At 37.1% G+C, this 18452-nt stretch carries 14 protein-coding genes; 9 read left to right on the top strand and 5 right to left on the bottom strand.

What is annotated here, in order from left to right; genetic code table 11:
• The first annotated feature begins 71 nt into the window (after window positions 1-71).
• Window positions 72-695 carry a CPP1-like family protein gene (locus FJR09_RS00610; protein WP_015080128.1) on the top strand — a complete coding sequence of 208 codons (624 nt, stop codon included), beginning with the start codon at window positions 72-74 and terminating at the stop codon, window positions 693-695.
• Window positions 696-736: 41 nt separating this feature from the next.
• On the opposite strand, the gene FJR09_RS00615 is transcribed toward FJR09_RS00610, so the two are convergent.
• Together FJR09_RS00615 and sbcC are read right to left on the bottom strand one after the other, a co-directional pair.
• Window positions 737-1417, bottom strand: a complete 681-nt coding sequence (locus tag FJR09_RS00615) for an HAD family hydrolase (RefSeq protein ID WP_168653996.1) — start codon at window positions 1415-1417, stop codon at window positions 737-739.
• Window positions 1418-1473: 56 nt separating this feature from the next.
• Entirely contained in the window at window positions 1474-4500 is a 3027-nt protein-coding gene (gene sbcC / locus FJR09_RS00620) for an exonuclease subunit SbcC (RefSeq protein ID WP_168653997.1), read from the bottom strand.
• 250 nt (window positions 4501-4750) lie between these two features.
• Between sbcC and hsdR the strand changes: the two genes are divergently transcribed.
• From hsdR to FJR09_RS00640, 4 genes are all read left to right on the top strand, one after another.
• The gene (gene hsdR / locus FJR09_RS00625) at window positions 4751-7102 is read left to right on the top strand and encodes an EcoAI/FtnUII family type I restriction enzme subunit R (RefSeq protein ID WP_168653538.1); all 2352 of its coding nucleotides are present in this window, start codon (window positions 4751-4753) and stop codon (window positions 7100-7102) included.
• A 449-nt stretch (window positions 7103-7551) separates the two neighbouring features.
• Window positions 7552-9000: a class I SAM-dependent DNA methyltransferase gene (locus FJR09_RS00630; protein ID WP_168653539.1), complete on the top strand. Its 1449-nt coding sequence runs from the start codon at window positions 7552-7554 to the stop codon at window positions 8998-9000.
• Window positions 8997-9854 (top strand): restriction endonuclease subunit S, encoded by an 858-nt coding sequence (locus FJR09_RS00635; RefSeq protein WP_168653540.1) that lies wholly within the window; start codon window positions 8997-8999, stop codon window positions 9852-9854. Before FJR09_RS00630 ends, FJR09_RS00635 begins: the two co-directional genes overlap by 4 nt.
• A 388-nt stretch (window positions 9855-10242) precedes the next feature.
• Window positions 10243-10926: a hypothetical protein gene (locus tag FJR09_RS00640; RefSeq protein ID WP_015080137.1), complete on the top strand. Its 684-nt coding sequence runs from the start codon at window positions 10243-10245 to the stop codon at window positions 10924-10926.
• Between the two features lie 632 nt (window positions 10927-11558).
• Here the strand turns inward: FJR09_RS00640 and FJR09_RS00645 are convergent.
• Window positions 11559-12914 (bottom strand): sensor histidine kinase KdpD, encoded by a 1356-nt coding sequence (locus tag FJR09_RS00645; protein ID WP_168651024.1) that lies wholly within the window; start codon window positions 12912-12914, stop codon window positions 11559-11561.
• 397 nt (window positions 12915-13311) lie between these two features.
• Between FJR09_RS00645 and FJR09_RS00650 the strand changes: the two genes are divergently transcribed.
• A complete protein-coding gene (locus FJR09_RS00650) occupies window positions 13312-13641 on the top strand; it encodes a DUF3155 domain-containing protein (protein ID WP_015080139.1) in 330 nt (109 codons plus the stop codon).
• Window positions 13642-14101: 460 nt separating this feature from the next.
• Here the strand turns inward: FJR09_RS00650 and FJR09_RS00655 are convergent, their stop codons facing one another.
• On the bottom strand, window positions 14102-14635 hold the full coding sequence (locus tag FJR09_RS00655) for a cofactor assembly of complex C subunit B (RefSeq protein WP_015080140.1): 534 nt from the start codon (window positions 14633-14635) through the stop codon (window positions 14102-14104).
• Window positions 14636-14757: 122 nt separating this feature from the next.
• On the opposite strand from FJR09_RS00655, the gene FJR09_RS00660 reads away from it, so the two are divergent.
• Window positions 14758-15330, top strand: coding sequence for a DUF3611 family protein (locus tag FJR09_RS00660; protein WP_015080141.1), 573 nt, complete (start codon window positions 14758-14760; stop codon window positions 15328-15330).
• 20 nt (window positions 15331-15350) lie between these two features.
• Here the strand turns inward: FJR09_RS00660 and FJR09_RS00665 are convergent, their stop codons facing one another.
• Window positions 15351-15932 carry a Uma2 family endonuclease gene (locus FJR09_RS00665; RefSeq protein ID WP_371723455.1) on the bottom strand — a complete coding sequence of 194 codons (582 nt, stop codon included), beginning with the start codon at window positions 15930-15932 and terminating at the stop codon, window positions 15351-15353.
• A gap of 437 nt (window positions 15933-16369) precedes the next feature.
• Here FJR09_RS00665 and serS point away from each other — a divergent pair, with 437 nt between their 5' ends.
• Both serS and FJR09_RS00675 read left to right on the top strand, forming a co-directional pair.
• Complete coding sequence (serS, locus tag FJR09_RS00670) at window positions 16370-17650, top strand: serine--tRNA ligase (protein WP_168653998.1); 1281 nt, start codon at window positions 16370-16372, stop codon at window positions 17648-17650.
• Window positions 17651-17816: 166 nt separating this feature from the next.
• A complete protein-coding gene (locus FJR09_RS00675) occupies window positions 17817-18287 on the top strand; it encodes an RDD family protein (RefSeq protein ID WP_168651019.1) in 471 nt (156 codons plus the stop codon).
• Window positions 18288-18452: the final 165 nt, after the last annotated feature.

Consider the following 18452-nt stretch of genomic DNA (forward strand, 5'->3'; position numbering starts at 1 on the left):
CTATAAAATCTAAAGTTGTTTTTCTGTAAAATAAAAAGTGCCGCTGATTAAGGCTAAAGTAATAACCTCCCATGAGTGATCAAAGTCCCTACGAGAAACTTGGGGTATCAGAAGATGCAAGCTTCGATGAAATTCAGGATGTTCGGAATCGCCTGTTAGAACGACATGGTGGTGATGGCAATGTCCGAGAAGTTATTGAAGCTGCTTATGATGCGATTCTAATGGAGCGCCTGCGGATGCGCCAAGAAGGTAAAATTAAAGTGCCTGAACGCATCCGGTTTCCAGAAAAGCGAGTTCCATCTTCTCCCCAAACAAGTCAAACCCTTGGTCAGCAGTCTCCTGCATGGCTACAGCGGAGTATAGATCAGCCTACTTTAACTGATGTACTGCTACCAGGAGCTTGGTATCTGGGTTTAAGTGCAACTAGTGTGTTATATCCCGGTGGTAGCGGACAGGTTTTACAACTGTCCTTGGTAGTTGGGGTAGCTATTGGTGTTTACTTCCTCAATCGCAAGGAAGGAAAATTTGGTAGAGCGGTTTTATTCACGTTAGTTAGTTTAATTGCTGGCTTAATCGCTGGCGGTCTAATTGCTGGCTTGATATTACCATCACCATTAATAACTTTGACAGCGAATCAGTTTTCGACGCTGTTGACTTTTATATTGATGTGGTTAGTAAGTAGCTTTTTACGTTAGGTAATGGGTAATTGGTTAATGACCGATTACCCATAATTTTTTTATTGTTTGAGGATAAAATCTACAGCCGTTTTTAAATCGGTCACAATCATATCAGGTTGATAAAATGCTAGTTGACTGCGATCTCGGATACCCGACTCAACTGCAATAATTTTGATATCGTGTTTTTTGGCAGCAGCAATGTCGGCTTCTGTGTCTCCCACCATCCAAGTATCAGCCGCAGGGGGGAGTTCAGCTAAGGCTCTAGCCATTAATAATGGTTTATCTTCGATATCACGAGTTTTTAGATAGTCGTTACTTAGGCAATAACGGCGATTTTCTGGGAAAAACTGGCTCAAATTATATTGATTAAAAGCATAATCTAATTCTCGTACCCGTCGCATTGTCATCACGGCTAAATCAACACCGGCTGCTTGAACTTTGGTGAGTGTTTCTAATGCAGTGGGAACAAGGACATCATACTGGAAATAGGGGAGGGTGTGGACTATTTGTTTACGGATTTGGGAAAATTCTTGCCCTTGTTGGGCATCTAAACCTGATTGTAGAGCAATTTGGAGTTCGGGAGTGTGCGATCGCTTGAGTTGCCAAAATTCGGCTTTAGAAAGTTCTATAATTGTTTGTTCAGGATATCGGGTTTTCTCTAAACACAACTGATAAACACGGTAGTAGCGTTCCGAAACATCCATGATTGGCCCGTCAAAGTCAGTAATTAATCTCAGCATGAGTAGATAATTGGATATAGATCCCCGACTTCTCAAAGAAGTCGGGGATCTGGGTATTACATCAATAATTGTAACTGTGAACCTTGCTGATTTTTACTCACTTCAATTCTGGCTTGGAAGGCTTCTTTGAGGTGGGGCATATGGGTTACAGTGAGGATACAGGCAAAATCAGAGGATATGGCGTTAATTGCCGCAATTAAGCGATCGCATCCTTCCCCATCTTGAGTCCCAAAACCTTCATCTATTACTAATAATTGTAATGAGGCTCCTGCCCTTTGTGCCAATAATTTTGCCAAAGCTAAACGAATGGCAAAGTTAATTCTAAAAGCTTCTCCTCCTGAATAAGTTTCATAGGATCTCGTTCCTCTGGAATCAGCAATTAAAATATCTAATGTATCTATTAATTTAGCATTTTTCTTACTTGATTTGCCACTGCGTCCCGCTTTTTGGGTGATAAATTGGACGTGAAATTGATTCGCACTCAATCGAGAAAGTAATTGATTAGCTTCTGCTTCCAGTTGGGGTAAAATATTTTCAATCATTAAAGCTTGAATCCCATTTTTGCCAAAAGCTTGAGCTAATTCTTGATAAACACGCTGTTGTTGTTTACAAATTTGCACCTGTTGGATATCTTGTTCATATTGATTTTGCAAAGTTTCTAATTGCAGAGACATTTGTTTTAATTGTCCCAACTGAGATATTTTATGATCTAGTTCCCGTCTCCGGTTTGCTAATTGTTGTTCTAAAGCATTAATTTGGGCTGTTGGGTTCGCACTGTCGGTTAATTGTTTAACCATATTATCAATTTGTTGAGTTAATATTTCTCGTTCTTTGAATATTCTTTGCAATGAATCTTCCAAATCTTGACTTTTATGACTTAATTGAGGATATTGTGCTTGTGCTGATAAGAATTGTTGATGACGTAATTGCCAACCTTGCCCTTGTCGCACACCTTGACGCAGATAATTATGCTGTTCTGAACTATAGCCAATTTCGGCAATTTGCTGTTCTAAATTAGCGATTTCTTTGGCACAATCAGAATCAGTTTGTCCTTGTTGCAGTTGCAATTGTAATTGAGCAATATTCGCTGTTAATTCTGGTTTTCTAGCTATTAGTTGTCCTTGACGTTTTAAGGCATCCTTAATTTGTCCTTGTTTAATTTCTGCCCAACGTAATTTATCCACATCACTACGGGCAAGAACGTGGTCTTGTTCACTATAATTAAGTTGCTGGAGATATTGATCTAATTGCTGAATTTCTATTTGTTTTTCTGGTGCATAATCACCGGTTTCTAAGGAATTTTCTAAATGTTGTTTTTCAGAAATAATTTGCAGTAACTGTTGTTGAACATCACTTGTAGCTTCTAACTGTGCTGCTAATTGTCCCCGTTTTTCTCGCAATGAATCATAACCTGATAACTTTTGGTCTATTTCTCGATATTCTTGTCTGAGTACCTGAATTTCCCGATCTGAAACCGCTATTTGTTCCCGCACTACCCAAAATTGTCCTTGGGTATCTTCATATTCTAATTGAGTTTTTTCGATAACTTTACTCCAATGATGTTCGTCTAGAGGACGTTCACATAAAGGACAACTAGCATCGGGATTTTGTAACATTTGCAATTTTTGTTCTAGTTCCCCCAATAACCTTTCATAATCTCCTTGATGAGCTTGTAAACGCTCCAGAAAATGTCGTCTTTCCTGTCCTTTTTCCTTTACTCTTTGGAGATAAACTCGCTTTTTATCTAATTCTTCAATTTGCGTTCCTATCTCTATTACTGCTTGTTGTAATTGGGGTTGACGATGGTGTTGATTTTGTAATTGTTTTTCTGTGGCTTGCATTTGCTCCAATCGCGCTACTAGACTAGCATGAGTGCGATCTAATTGACTTTGCAAACTGGCTCTTTGTTGTAATAATGGTGTTACCTGCATTTGCAATTGATCTAAGTTAGTCAAATGCTGACGAGCGGTATTTAATTGTAATATAGCTGTTTCGATATCCCCAGATTTACTCAAGGTTTGGGAAATTTCTTGTTCTTGTTGTTCTAAAGCTGCTAATTGAGCTTCAGCTTGTTGTAATTGACGTTCTAAATCTTGAGTTTGTTTATATAGCTGTTGTTGTTTTTGTTGTTTTAAATTGGTAGCGCGGGTATGTTGTTCAAATTTAGCTGCAAAAATTTCTTCTTGAGATTGCAGACTTTGATATTGAGCATAACCAGCTTGAATATCAACTTGTTGATTGATAATCTTTTCTAAATCTGTTAATTGGGATTTTACGGATATTTGTTCTTGTTGTAAGCGATCGCTATCTTGGTTCAGATTATCATATCGTTGCCGCACAAAATTTAATTGTTGTTCCCAACTTTGTCTTTGATGTTGGATAACTTGTAAACTTTGTAATTGAATATTTTCAAAAGCTTGTACTTGTTGTAAATTATTCAATTGCGCTTCTAACTCAGCGCGTTGAGTTTCCGTTGTTTCCCGTTGTTGTAGTTGAATTTTAATATTCGCTAAAGAATTTTCTAAATCTTCTCCTCGGATTCTATAAAGTTTAGATTTATCCTTAGCGCGTTCTTCTAACTCATCATACTGATTTAGTTTTAATAACTCCGCCAAAATTTCCTTGCGTTCAGCAGGACGTTTGAGCATAAATTCATCGGCTTTCCCCTGACGCAAATAAGCTGAATTAATAAAAGTCTCATAATCTAGCTTAATATGTTCGAGAATGACATCCTGAGTGGCTTTTAATCCCTTACCCGTCAAAGGACGAAACCCAGCAGGAGTTTCAATTTGAAATTCCAAAATACTAGTTCCACCTCTTACCCGGTTGCGAATTACCCGATAAGTTTGCAAACCACTCTGGAAAGTGAAATCAATTCGGACTTCTTGTGCGCCAGAATGAATCACATCATCCTCAATAGTAGCACGGCTTTCACCCCAAATTGCCCAAGTGATAGCTTCTAAAAGGGAAGATTTCCCCGCACCATTAGAACCACAAATACACGCCGTATGCAAGCCGCTAAAATCTAAAGCTGCGTCACGGTAACTAAGAAAGTTTTTGATGATAAGTTGGACTGGAATCATTCAGGCTATAGCGCCACATTTACAATTTTAAAAGTTAACAGTACAGATGCACTTAGTTTTTAGTTTAGCTATCTAATTAGCAGGTTTCTAGTCTTGAAGACATCAATTTTACAAAAATTTACAATATTGGGACAACTTTTTTCAAATGTCATCTGATGTCATCGTCAGATATTCTGTTTTTGTTGTCAAAAATGCGTTTATTGATACTATAGGTAATAAGTGTGCTAAAACCATAATCAGACTTAATTCTATGGACTTTGACAAAAAAGCCCTCAGCGAACGCGACATCTGTACTAAATACATCACTCCTGCCATAGTGCAAACCGCAGGATGGGATTTACATAGCCAAATCCGTGAAGAATACACCTTTACCGCAGGACGGGTTTATGTGAGGGGTAAATTAGTCACAAGAGGAGAAAGTAAACGCGCTGATTATATTCTCTTCTACAAACCTAATCTCAAAATTGCTGTCATTGAAGCCAAAGATAATAACCACAGTGTGGGAAGTGGAATGCAGCAAGCACTTAATTATGCAGAAATGTTAGATATACCTTTTGTTTATAGTTCCAATGGTGACGCATTTTTAGAACATGATAGAACTGTGACATCAGGAATAATGGCAAGAGAAATTCCTTTAGATAGTTTTCCCACACCGGCGGAATTATGGCAACGTTACTGTAAATGGCGAAATATTGATGATGAATTACAGCCTATTGTTACCCAAAGTTATTATGATGATGGCAGTGGTAAATCACCCCGTTACTATCAAGAAATTGCTATTAATAAAACTGTAGAAGCCATTGCTAAAGGTGAAAACAGGGTATTATTAGTTATGGCTACAGGTACGGGTAAAACCTTCACAGCTTTTCAAATTATTTGGCGGTTATGGAGATCTAAACATAAAACTAGAATCCTATTTTTAGCAGATAGAAATATTCTCATAGACCAGACTAAAACCAATGATTTTAAACCCTTTGGTTCTCCGATGACGAAAATAACTAAACGTCAGGTAGATACAGCTTATGAAATTTATTTAGCCCTTTATCAAGGTGTATCAGGAACAGAAGAATCTAAAAATATATATAAACAATTCACTAGGGGATTTTTTGATTTAATTGTAATTGATGAATGTCATCGTGGTAGTGCGGCTGATGATTCTGCATGGCGAGAAATTTTAGAATACTTTTCTGCTGCTACCCAAATCGGTTTAACAGCTACACCCAAGGAAACTAAAGAGGTTTCTAATATAGATTATTTTGGCCAACCCATTTATACTTATTCTTTGAAACAAGGGATAGAAGATGGATTTTTAGCCCCTTATAAAGTTGTCAGAATTGACATTGATAAAGACTTAGAAGGCTGGCAACCAGCACCGGGAGAATTAGATAAATATCATCAATTAATTGATGATAAACTTTACACCCAAAAAGACATTAACCGCACATTAATATTAGAAAATCGAGATATTTTAGTAGCGAAAAAAATTACCGAATTTCTCAAAGCTACCAACCGTTTTGATAAAACCATTGTTTTCTGTGAAGATATAGACCACGCCGAAAGAATGCGCTGTGCCTTAATTAATGAAAATAGTGATTTAGTTTCCCAAAATCGTAAATATATTATGCGAATTACGGGAGATGATGAACAGGGAAAAGCAGAATTAGATAATTTCATTTTACCAGAAAGTCCCTATCCAGTGATTGTGACAACTTCTAAATTAATGACTACAGGAGTAGATGCCCAAACCTGTAAATTAATTGTTTTAGATAAAAATATTGGTTCAATGACTGAGTTTAAACAAATCATTGGTAGAGGGACAAGAATTAATGAAGAATTTGATAAAACATATTTCACAATTATAGATTTCAAAAAAGCTACTAAAAAGTTTAATGATAAAGATTTTGATGGCGAACCTGTACAAATATATGAACCAAAAACAGGGGAATCTCCTGTACCTCCAGATGATGATAATGGTAGTACAGATAATGGAGACAGTAGAGATAATATTGATGATTTACCAGAAAAAACAGGACAAAAGCGAGTTAAATTTGTACCTGTAGGTGTGGATGTTGATATAGTTTCTGAAAGGACTCTTTATTATGGTAAAGATGGTAAATTAATCACCGAATCTATTAAGGACTATACCCGGAAAACTGTCCAACAAGAATTTACGACTTTAGATAAATTTCTCCGTCGCTGGAATGCAGCAGAACAGAAACAAGCTATTATTCAAGAATTAAATGAACAGGGAATTTTATTAGAAGCATTAACAGAGGAAGTGGGGAAAGATTTTGATCCTTTTGATTTAATTTGTCATGTAGCTTTTGACCAACCTGCATTAAGTCGGAAAGAAAGGGCGAAAAAGGTGCGTCAGCGTGATTATTTTCATCAATATAGTGAAAAAGCCCGTGCGGTTTTAGATGCACTTTTAGATAAATATGCAGATGAGGGAATTGAAAATATTGAAAATATAAATGATTTAAAAGTGCAACCGTTTGATAAAATAGGTACACCTATAGAAATTGTCAAATTATTTGGTAATAAACAAAAATATTTAGAAGCATTACAGGAGTTAAAAAATCAACTTTATATGGCATCATGAAATATGAATTACTGAATATATCTGTGTAGTTATCTGTTAGTTTCCACACCCGCCCAGAAATGAATTTCCGGGCTAATAGCTAAAGTAAACTAAAGTTTACTCAAAGATTCTCAGGTTATTTAGTCATCAAAAGACAACTTTTGCTATGAGACTGGGAATATGGCTAACGCCACGCTGCGCTATCATTCCCAGGCGGGCTATTTCTCGTTCCCATACTCTGTATGGGAATGAATTTTAGAAGGCTCTGCCTTCAATGATACTAGAGGTAGAACCTCTTGATAGCATTCCCAGTCAGAGACTGGGAACGAGATAATAAATAAAACAAAAAAATAGTCGGTTTTAACCGACTTTAGCTTTGAGACGGGGAATTTATTCCCTGGCTGGCTGACTGGCTGACTCAAGTATCTGGCATAATAGCCAATAGTGCATAACTCTATCTTTATCAACAAATGTCAATCAGTACCACAATTAAAACTATCCAAGACATCATGCGTAAAGATGCTGGTGTGGATGGTGATGCCCAACGCATTAGTCAATTAGTATGGATGATTTTTCTCAAGATTTTTGACGACAGGGAAGAAGAATATGAATTATTAGATGATCATTACCATTCTCCCATTCCAGAGGCTTTAAGGTGGCGGAATTGGGCTACAGACTCGGAAGGAATGACGGGGGATACTTTACTTGATTTTGTGGATAATGTTTTATTCAAAACTCTAAAAGACGCGAATACCTATCAAGATAAAAACCCTCGCGGGTTTGTTATTAAGGCGGTATTTGAGGATGCCTATAATTATATGAAAAATGGCACTCTTATCCGGCAAGTAATTAATAAATTAAATGAAATTGATTTTAATAGTTCCCAAGATAGGCATTTATTTGGCGATATTTATGAACAAATACTTCGTGATTTACAAAGCGCGGGTAATGCTGGAGAATATTACACTCCCCGTGCTGTAACTCAGTTTATGGTGGATATGATTGACCCTAAATTGGGTGAAAGAATTTTAGACCCTGCTTGCGGTACGGGAGGTTTTTTAACTTGTGCTTTAGAACATATTAAAAATAAATATGTAAAGACTTCAGATGATAGCGAAAAATTACATAAGTTAATTAGAGGTGTGGAGAAAAAACCTCTACCTCATTTATTGTGTATGACGAATATGTTATTGCATGGTGTGGAAGTTCCAGCGATAAGTCATGATAATACTTTATCTCGACCTTTGCGAGATTATAAACCTAGTGATAGGGTGAATGTCATTATTACAAATCCGCCTTTTGGTGGTATGGAAGAAGATGGAATTGAGTCTGGTTTTCCGGCTACTTTTAGAACTAAAGAAACGGCTGATTTATTTTTATTATTGATTAGCCATTTATTACAAGATGGGGGACGGGGTGGTATTGTTTTACCAGATGGGACTTTATTTGGTGAAGGTGTGAAAACCCGGATTAAAGAAAAGTTGTTAGAGGAGTGTAATTTACATACTATTGTCCGTTTACCGAATGGGGTTTTTAGTCCTTATACTGGGATTAAAACTAATTTATTATTCTTTACTAAGGGTGAAGCGACTCAAGAGATTTGGTATTATGAACACCCTTATCCACCAGGGTATAAGTCCTACTCGAAAACTAAGCCCATTAGGATTGAAGAATTTGCACCGGAGAAAGCTTGGTGGCATAATAGAATAGAATCGGAATTTGCGTGGAAAGTTCCTATCCAGGTGATTAAGGATAATGGATATAATTTAGATATTAAAAATCCTCACACGGTTGATTTTGAACATCGAGATGTGGCGGAAATGTTGGAAGAATATGCAAGTCTTTTAGATGATTTGGGTGAAACTCGCAATAGTTTAAAACAGGAATTGATGACGGCTTTAGGGGGTGAATTTGTATGAAGTTAGAAACGTTTTTTGAGCATTTTGATTTGTTGGCTGAAGCGCCTAATAGTGTGCAGAAGTTACGGGAATTGATTTTAGATTTAGCTGTGAGGGGTAAGTTAGTACCGCAAGATGCAAATGATGAACCTGCGGCGGTTTTGTTGGAGAGAATTAAGAAGGAAAAGGAACGGTTAGTTAAGGAAGGGAAGATTAGTAAATCACAACTATCATCTAATGATAAAAACGAGAATGAATATATTTCTTTTACTTTACCAAAAATATGGAAATGGGCAACTATTAATGATATTACTTCACAAGTAACAGATGGAGAACACGCAACACCACCTAGAATAAACATCCCTGAAATACCTTTAGCAACAGCGAAGAATGTTCGAGACGGTTATCTCGATTTAACCAATACTGATTTTGTTTCTTACGAAACTGCCGAAAAATGTTGGAAAAGATGCGAGCCTATACATAATGACATTTTGATGGTATGTGTAGGTGCTACAACTGGAAGATTATGTCTGATTAAAGAGCCACCAAAAATTACAATTGTTCGTAGTGTTGCTTTAATAAGAACTTTTGCAAATTATATCTACCCTGAATATATTGCTCTTGTAATTAAGAGTCCTATTGGACAAAATCAAATTTGGAATAAGGTAAAACAATCTGCACAACCTTGTTTATATATCAATAAAATTCAAAGTATTTATCTTTCTATCCCACCCCTCAATGAACAAAAACGCATCGTTACCAAAGTAGATAAATTAATGAAACTATGTGATGAACTAGAAACCAAACTAACACAAACTCAAACAGAGAGCGAAAAAATCATCAACGCTGCTGTTAAACAATTATTAATGGTGTAGGTTGGTTTGAGGTACGTTCACGAAGTGTGGCGAAGCCATAACCCAACATTTGGGGGATTTTGTTGGGTTTGGTCTTCGTTCTACCCAACCTACGAAAATTAAATTAATATTTTATTCCATAAGGGTAGCGGTAGAACCTTATTTTTTGAAAATTAGTAATATAATAATGAAAGATATTAAGGAGTTAATTATATGCAAATAAAACTTAAATCAAAGGTTGATGCAGAAGGTAAATTATTTTTACAACTTCCTCAACGATTAGCTCTAAAAACCAATTAAAAAAAGAAAACGTAAGTAAGCAGCGCTTATGCTTAATTAACAATTGTCCAGAAACTATCCTAGCCAACCCACGTCACCATACATATCACATATTATGGGCAATCTTATCATGAGTCGTTCTACCCGTTGGCAATCTCGCACCGCTGCACTCATGGCCATAGCCATTACCACAGGTGCAGCTACCCCGTTATTATCTTTTAGTCCTGTTCTGGCCCAAGGATACAATCTCAATCAATCGCGGACAATTAGTATTCCCGCTAACGTAACTTTACCTGTTACCTACGACAAGGAAAAAGTTATTGTCAAACCGGGTGAAACATTAGCCCTAACTCTGAAAATAGCTGACAATGTTACTGATAGCAACAGAAATATTTTAATTCCTGCCAATACTGAAGTGATTGGTGAATTACAACCAGTAAGATTAAATACTCGATCTTCTGGGAATAATCAGCAAGGTGTTCGTTTTGTAGCCAGAGAATTAGTATTTCCTTCTGGACAACGACAACAGATTTTTGCTAATTCCCGAACCATAACCAAAACAGAAACAATCTCCAAGGGATCAAGCACTGGACAAGTATTAACTGATGCTGCTATTGGTGCCGGTGCAGCTAGTGTGATTTCCCTAATTACAGGTAACAAGAAAATTGAAGTTTTAGAGCCTGTGGGTGGTGCAGCAGCGGGTGCTTTAGCTAGTGTACTATTGCGGAAACAAAAAGCTGATGTTTTTGTCCTCAGACCAGAACAAGATTTAGCTATTACCCTGACTTCAAATTTGGTGATCACTCGTCAATAGAGTTAAGTAGGTTAGCATTGAAAATCGTCGTTATGGCACTAGGCAAGAGGCAAGAGGCAAGAGGCAAGAGTGAAGAGGGTTTGGCCGATTTTACTTTTCGTTACATATTACTCTTCGAGAAGCCGCTTCGCGTCTACGGTTTTTTCCGTTCACCTACTTAATAGTTTTGAAGTTGTGAATTTTATAATACGAATAAAGCGATTGTTTCCCTGAATTATGGGGCAATGTCGCTTTATTTTTATGTAAAAACTATTTTTATTCTCTAAGAGGTTGTTTGAAAAGTATTATATCAAACCCGTAATCTCCAAAAACCTAACCCCCCTACCCCCCTTCCCTGCAAGGGAATGGGGGTTTTAAAGCCTCTCCCCTTGCAGGGGAGAGGTTTGGAGAGGGGTCAGTCTATACATTCAAAACTTTTCAAACATCCTCTAAGAGGTTGTTTGAAAAGTATTATATCAAACCCGTAATCTCCAAAAACCTAACCCCCCTACCCCCCTTCCCTGCAAGGGAATGGGGGTTTTAAAGCCTCTCCCCTTGCAGGGGAGAGGTTTGGAGAGGGGTCAGTCTATACATTCAAAACTTTTCAAACACCCTCTAAGCATATATCCAATTAAATATAAAACTTCTATCACTTAATCAACAGACTGTAGCCAAATTATAAATGTAGTTCCTGGGATATGCGGTAATGTGATAATTGAGTGAATGGCCGGACTGAAAACCTCTATACTTCCCTGCATTTCTGCTATTAACTGTTTAGCAATACTAATTCCTAAACCAGTTCCGGGTATTTCTGTTTTTGCCTGTACACCTCGATAATGTCTTTCTCCAAGATGTTCTAGATCTTCTGGAGGAATACCAGGACCTGTATCACTAATAGCAATACCTTGTAAATTTCCTTTTTGTTGCCCACATTGGACTAAGATTTTTCCACCGGGGGGAGTATATTTCAAAGCATTATCTATAATATTACTCAACACTTCTGTTAATGCTTTTTCATTCACTTTTACTAAAGGTAAATAGTGGGAAATTTCCGTAATTAATTGTAAATTTCTTTCTTGGGAAATAGCTTGAGCCGATATTAATAAAGGTGCTAATAAATCTGCTAGACAACAATCAGTTAATTGTTCTCCTGTTCCTGGCAATAATAATGCAGGTTTAACTGGCTTTTGCACATTTTCATTAATAACAACCTTTGATTCTGGTAGAGGTAGAGGTGCTAAATCTGCTGTATTTAAATCAATAACCTGATCAAATTGTTGCAATAGCTCTTGCAAGCGATCGCTCTCCCTGACTATACTGGTTGCTACTTCCCGATTAGGATCAACCGGTCGCATTCGCTTAAATAGTAACTTACCAAAGGTGCGGATAGCAGTTAAGGGGTTACGAAGCTGATGCAAAAGATTATCTAATAAATCCCGTTGTCTCTCTTGCAAAATTTGTTCTTGCTGGAGTTGGTGTTGTAACCAAGCCCTCCGTTGGTCTAAAATGCAAGCGATCGCTAAAGTTTTGGCAATGCGTTCAATTTCCCCCTCTTCCCGTTGATTCCATTCCCTATCGTCCCTCGCAGTCACCAATAAGCCCATCATTACACCCTCATAAATCAGGGGTAAAACAATTTGGTTATGACTGAGTAAGTATTCATCCTGTTCATCGTGTAAATTTTGTTTTTCTGTTGTTTCCGATTCCACCGACGGATGAGAAGATACAGAAGTCGGTTTTAACAACCTCGGTTGCTGATTTGGGAATGCTAAAACATTAGCAAGCCTTACAGAATAGCTATTCTCTGGTTCACCATATTCATTACTAGAATTTAATGCTATAGTCTCTGGATACACCATTACCGGAATTAGTCGCGCCTCACTTATAGGCTTTTCTACCAGTTCCTGTGTTAAATAAACCACCGTAAAAGATGCCCCCATTCCTTGGGTTAGCAGGGCTATTTGTTCTCGACATAGAGCAAGGAAATCAGAACTGGCAGACATTAGCATGAGTTCAGGAATCTAGGAGGAAGAAAGAATCTAGGAGTCAGGAATCACCGAGTCAGGAATCACCGAGTCAGGAGTCACCGAGTCAGGAGTCACCGAGCAAGGAAGAAGAAAATTACCCAGTCCCCAGTCCCCAGTCCCCAGTCCCCAGTCCCCAGTCCCCAGTCCCCAATCAAGGCTTATAGCTATCTAGTTTAATCTGGTAATGGGGGAAGAGGTAACAAGTAATGACTGAAAAGGCAGCGATTTTTTAATTTTTAATTCTTGATTTTTAATTGTTTTTTCCCCAGTTGTATCAAAACATTAAAAACTATTGATTTTTTGAGATAGAACTTATATAATGACGACGGATTTTGTAGCCATAACTACAGTCTATAGCTTGAAACAGGAGGACAATAGGTTGGCACGGAGACGCAAGCGGAAGAGTCGTCGGAGACAGGAAGGACGGCGCATACTTGAGCATATTCCTCAGTACAGCATTGAAAGTGGCGAAGATAAACCTGTGACAGCAGCAAGAAAATTTATTCAAGCTGAAGGTATTTTGCCACCCGCGCTGCTACTAGTAAAACGTAATGAACATACAACAGACCGTTATTTCTGGGCGGAAAAAGGTCTGTTTGGCGCTCAATACGTAGAAGAGAATCATTTCTTGTTCCCTAGTCTTAGGACTTTAGAATCACCAACAGCACAAGAACCTGTTGCTGTTGCTGTTGCTGTTGCCAGTAACTAAACAACAAATGACCATCATATCTTGTAAGTGTGACTTCTGAATCTGTGAATAATTAACTGGTAATTTTGACCAGCTTATTCAAAAATTCCTTTTTTTAATTTTGTTGTTGAATTTGCCAGTAGGGTTTAAATGAATTCTCTCAAGTCATGGCATAATTAATTCCTCATCAACTAAATTTGGTTAGATGAATCAGTTTATTATCAGCTTATACACCAAGAGAATAGCGACAGAGCCAAGGTCATCCAAAAAATGAAGCATGAATTATTTATGCTCTCATTAATTTGGACTACTATCAAGCTCTGTCCACCAATTTAAATTTTTCCTTATGACATTTCAGGCATCAGGAAGATTAACAGCACAAGCAAAATTTTTCCTTCCTTCCTACTGCTGATTTACTCAAAATTTTAGTCAGAAGCCTACATGAATGTAGAGAATGCTGGTTTTTATCCCCAAAAATCAATCAAGTGTCCAGCGTCTTTAGCTGTAATGCCCTTTGTAACTCAGCAAGTTCATCTCTATGGGCAGTCACAGTAATTATACTTGAGAAGTCTTGTCCACTCAGGATATTTTCCATCTTGAGTGACACCTTCTCAAGTCTTCCAGATTTTTTCCAATACAATAACCCACTTAAAGGCGAAAATAGGATTATTCCCAGAAAAAACTGCCCAAAATCGGGAAAAAGCATTGATAAAACCAACGCCAGACAACCTAAACCCACAGCAGCTAATACAGTCAAAAATACTGCTAAAAACCAGCTAGGGCTGACAAATCCCTCAAAAGTGACTTGATTTTTGGCAGAGTCTACCGCTAAAACTCGATAAGCACGAGAGCGAAAATACTCCTTTAATGAAGTCATGAATGTATTTTCGTCCTGATCCGAAGTCAAGCGCATCATTTCTGTACGGTCTTTAGTTGAAGCACGTATAAAGAAAAATAAACCAACTGATAAGAGGAAAGTTAACAGGAAAGTAGATTGCAAAACGGTAAAATCCATAACTAATTTTTAAGTCGGAAATTTTCAGTAGACTTAAACCATTATCAATTATTCTGGAAACAGGTAACAGCTAACAAACAACAAACGGAAGTTGTTTTTAACTTTTAATTTTTAATTTTTATATGTCACAAAACTCCGAAACACCATCATCTAACATCCGGGCTATCGCCCAACAATTTCGCCTAGCAGGTTGGATTAGTTTCTGGATTCAGTTGGTATTAGGTGTAATCTCTGGAATAATTGTCTTATTATTTGGCATTTTTAGTCAAAAAGCCAACAGCCCCAATAATAATCCAGGCACAGGCTTTGGTGTATTTTTAGCAATTTGTGGCATAATTCTGTTGGGCGTTGGTATTTACTTGGCTTATCGCTACACCAGAATTGGCAAAAAACTAGAATCCCCTAATGCTAGTAATCGTCCCCGTAAGGCGGAAACCGTGCAAGTATTACGTTTGGGACTATGGATAAATTTAGGCGGCATATTAGTCACCCTGTTGGGAGCGCAGGCGATTGTTGGTACATTGGTAGCTAGGTCAATATCTCCTCAAGCCGCAACTACTCAATTATTTGACCCCACTCGGATTATTAGCGGTTTGGATATGCTCATAGTCCAGGCAAATACAAATACTGTATCAGCGCATTTTGCAGGTTTATTAGCATCTTTGTGGTTAATGAATCGGATTAATAAACCATAATTGACAGTGGTTGTAATATCCTAATCTTTGAAAACAGGTAGTTCTAAAATAAATCCTGGTAAAACATTTTCTCCCGATAAACTTGTCGGTAATGATACTATTTCTACAGATTGATTTTGACGGTAAATTTCTACTTGTTGATTTTGAGGATCAATTAACCAACCTAAACGTAAACAACTATTAAGATATTCCTGCATTTTCTCCTGTAATTGACTTAAAGAATCTGTACGAGAACGCAATTCTATGACAAAATCAGGACAAATTTTAGCAAATTTTTCTTTTTCTTGAATGGTTAAAGATTCCCAACGTTCATTAGCTATCCAAGCCACATCAGGAGAACGTTTACCACCATTAGGTAGAGTAAAAACAGTGGAAGAACTAAATACTTTTCCTAGCTTAGTTTGACGATTCCAAATCATCAAATTTCCATTTAATTCTGCTTCTCTATTACCAGTAATTAGATTAGAAGGAGGGAGGATAATTAATTCATCTTTAGCTGTTTGTTCAAATTTATAATATTCGTTAATTTGACATAATTGATAAAATTGTTCATCACTTAAACCAACATTTTTGATATTTAAAATAACTGATTGAGTTGTCATCATTTCTGAAAACTCCTTAACGCTTAGGTAATGGAGAAGAGTATCTGAACTAATTATCAACTATATTTGGTAAATTTACCACTGATCATAATTAAACGCAGATAAACGCAGATAAACGCAGATGAGAAAGGTGGCATTAGTATATAGGGTTTAGCATTGTTCATAGGTGTCAACTTAACGTAAAACCCATAGCCCGCCTGGGAATGAATTCCCAGTCTCATAGCAAAAGTCATCTAAAGATGACTAAATAACCCGAAAATTTTTTAGTAAACTTTAGTTTACTTTGGCTATTAGACCGGAACTTAAGTTCCGGGCGGGTTTGGAAGCTAAACAAATAAGCTATTTGTAGCTTAAGTTGACACCTATGAGCATTGTTAAGCCCTTACGATTAATTATCTCAATCAAGTATAATTGACAAAACTTAACGAAATTCACCAATGCTAGATATTAAACAAATTAGAGAAAATCCCCAATTAATACAAGAAAAGTTGAATACTCGTAGTGGTAAATACGAGATTCAGCCTATCTTAGATTTGAGTCAACAACAACGGGAATTGGAAGTAAAACGCAATGAACTTCAAGCCCGCAGTAATGAAATTGGTAAACTGGTGGGACACAAGGTAAAATCTGGTGTTAATCCTCAAGATGAGTCAATTCTGGCTTTAAAGGATGAAGGAAACAGCCTCAAAATCACATTAAGCTCATTAGAACCCCAGGAAAAAGAATTAAAAGCCCAAATTCATCAATTACTGTTAGCACTTCCTAATCTTCCCAGTGATTCTACCCCCATTGGTACAAGTGAAGATGATAACCAAGAAGTGAAAACATGGGGAGATGAATATAAACCCGAAAATCCGAATATTATACCACATTGGGAAATTGGCGAAAAGTTAGGAATTTTGAACTTTGAAAGAGCGGTAAAAATTGCCCAAACTCGGTTTGTCAGTTTGATAGGTGCGGGTGCAGGTTTAGAAAGAGCATTAATTCAGTTTATGCTTTCTAAACATATTGAAAATGGCTATATAGAAGTTAGTCCACCGTTGTTAGTAAATACTGATTCTTTAACGGGAACTGGACAATTACCCAAGTTTGCAGAGGACAGTTTTAAATGTGCAGAGGATGATTTATGGTTAATTCCCACCGCAGAAGTTCCGGTAACTAATTTGTATCGAGGGGACATTATCAACGGGGAAGAATTACCAATTTATCATACTGCATATACGCCATGTTTTCGGCGGGAAGCGGGAAGTTATGGACGGGATATGCGGGGTTTAATTCGGTTACATCAATTCAATAAAGTGGAGTTGGTGAAGTTAGTAAAACCGGAAGATTCTTTTGATGAATTGGAGACGTTGCTAGTCAGTGCAGAGAGTATTTTACAGGCTTTAAAATTGCCTTATCGAGTGATTAATTTATGTACTGCTGATTTAGGTTTTTCTGCAACAAAAACTTATGATTTAGAGGTATGGTTGCCTTCTGCTGGGAAGTATCGAGAGATTTCTAGTTGTTCTAATTGTGTGGATTTTCAAGCGAGAAGGGCGGATATTCGCTTTAAGGAAGCTGGTAAGAAAGGGACGCAGTTTGTGCATACTTTAAATGGTTCTGGTTTGGCTGTGGGAAGGACTATGGCGGCGATTTTGGAGAATTATCAGCAAGCTGACGGGACGATTAAAGTACCGGAGGTTTTGCAGGTTTATTTGGGTAGGGAGGTTTTGTAGTTTAGGGGTTTTGTAGAGGCGTTTGGGGTGCGTCTCTACATGGGGTTGAGAAAATATAGTAAATTTATAATAAATGTTACAATGAAGGTGATATTGAAGAAATTTTAACTATTATCAGTAATAATCAAGAAAGAATTTTACAGTTTAGTGTTTGAACATCAAATTTATGCAATGCCCTAAATGCGGTCATAATAATCCACCTGAAGGTACTAAAGATGGTTGCTGTGATGAATGTGGCTATCTTTTATTCTCAGTTGATGGCGATTTAGCTTCACTTGATGAAAGACTTTTTGCTTACCTAATTGACTTTTTTATCCAAATTACAATACTTGTTTTATCAACTTCATTATCAATATTTCGCATTGGCTTTCTTTTTGCTATCTTTTACTTCCTGTTTTCAGATGCTTTCAAGAATGGGCAAAGTATTGGAAAGCGGCTTATGAAAATACAGGTGGTAGATGCGACATCAAGAAAGCCTTGTACACTTATAAAAGCTTTTCTTCGTCATCTACCTTCAATACCTTTGGGAGTGTTTGACTACTTATTTGTTTTTTCAAAAAAGAGACAACGATTGGGAGATACACTAGCTAATACAATAGTGGTAAAGTGCGATCGCTCATCTCATAGGGTGCGTTAATGAAATGTAACGCACCGTTTTTTATTAATATTGAACTGTCTGAATCAGGATAACCAGGATGAAAGGATTAACAGGATTGTATTTGAGTTTGATATTATGGGATATTTGAATTAGCGCAATTTCAGAAAATGCAGATTAATTTTAAAAAACATCCTGTACATCCTC

Source organism: Dolichospermum sp. UHCC 0406 (assembly GCF_009712025.1).
Lineage (GTDB): Bacteria > Cyanobacteriota > Cyanobacteriia > Cyanobacteriales > Nostocaceae > Dolichospermum > Dolichospermum lemmermannii.

Bases quoted from the DNA above. Each gene is read 5' to 3' on its own strand.
- FJR09_RS00610 (WP_015080128.1), top strand. From the start codon at position 72: ATGAGTGATCAAAGTCCCTACGAGAAACTTGGGGTATCAGAAGATGCA.
- FJR09_RS00615 (WP_168653996.1), bottom strand. From the start codon at position 1,417: ATGCTGAGATTAATTACTGACTTTGACGGGCCAATCATGGATGTTTCG.
- sbcC (WP_168653997.1), bottom strand. From the start codon at position 4,500: ATGATTCCAGTCCAACTTATCATCAAAAACTTTCTTAGTTACCGTGAC.
- hsdR (WP_168653538.1), top strand. From the start codon at position 4,751: ATGGACTTTGACAAAAAAGCCCTCAGCGAACGCGACATCTGTACTAAA.
- FJR09_RS00630 (WP_168653539.1), top strand. From the start codon at position 7,552: ATGTCAATCAGTACCACAATTAAAACTATCCAAGACATCATGCGTAAA.
- FJR09_RS00635 (WP_168653540.1), top strand. From the start codon at position 8,997: ATGAAGTTAGAAACGTTTTTTGAGCATTTTGATTTGTTGGCTGAAGCG.
- FJR09_RS00640 (WP_015080137.1), top strand. From the start codon at position 10,243: ATGAGTCGTTCTACCCGTTGGCAATCTCGCACCGCTGCACTCATGGCC.
- FJR09_RS00645 (WP_168651024.1), bottom strand. From the start codon at position 12,914: ATGCTAATGTCTGCCAGTTCTGATTTCCTTGCTCTATGTCGAGAACAA.
- FJR09_RS00655 (WP_015080140.1), bottom strand. From the start codon at position 14,635: ATGGATTTTACCGTTTTGCAATCTACTTTCCTGTTAACTTTCCTCTTA.
- FJR09_RS00660 (WP_015080141.1), top strand. From the start codon at position 14,758: ATGTCACAAAACTCCGAAACACCATCATCTAACATCCGGGCTATCGCC.
- FJR09_RS00665 (WP_371723455.1), bottom strand. From the start codon at position 15,932: ATGACAACTCAATCAGTTATTTTAAATATCAAAAATGTTGGTTTAAGT.
- serS (WP_168653998.1), top strand. From the start codon at position 16,370: ATGCTAGATATTAAACAAATTAGAGAAAATCCCCAATTAATACAAGAA.
- FJR09_RS00675 (WP_168651019.1), top strand. From the start codon at position 17,817: ATGCAATGCCCTAAATGCGGTCATAATAATCCACCTGAAGGTACTAAA.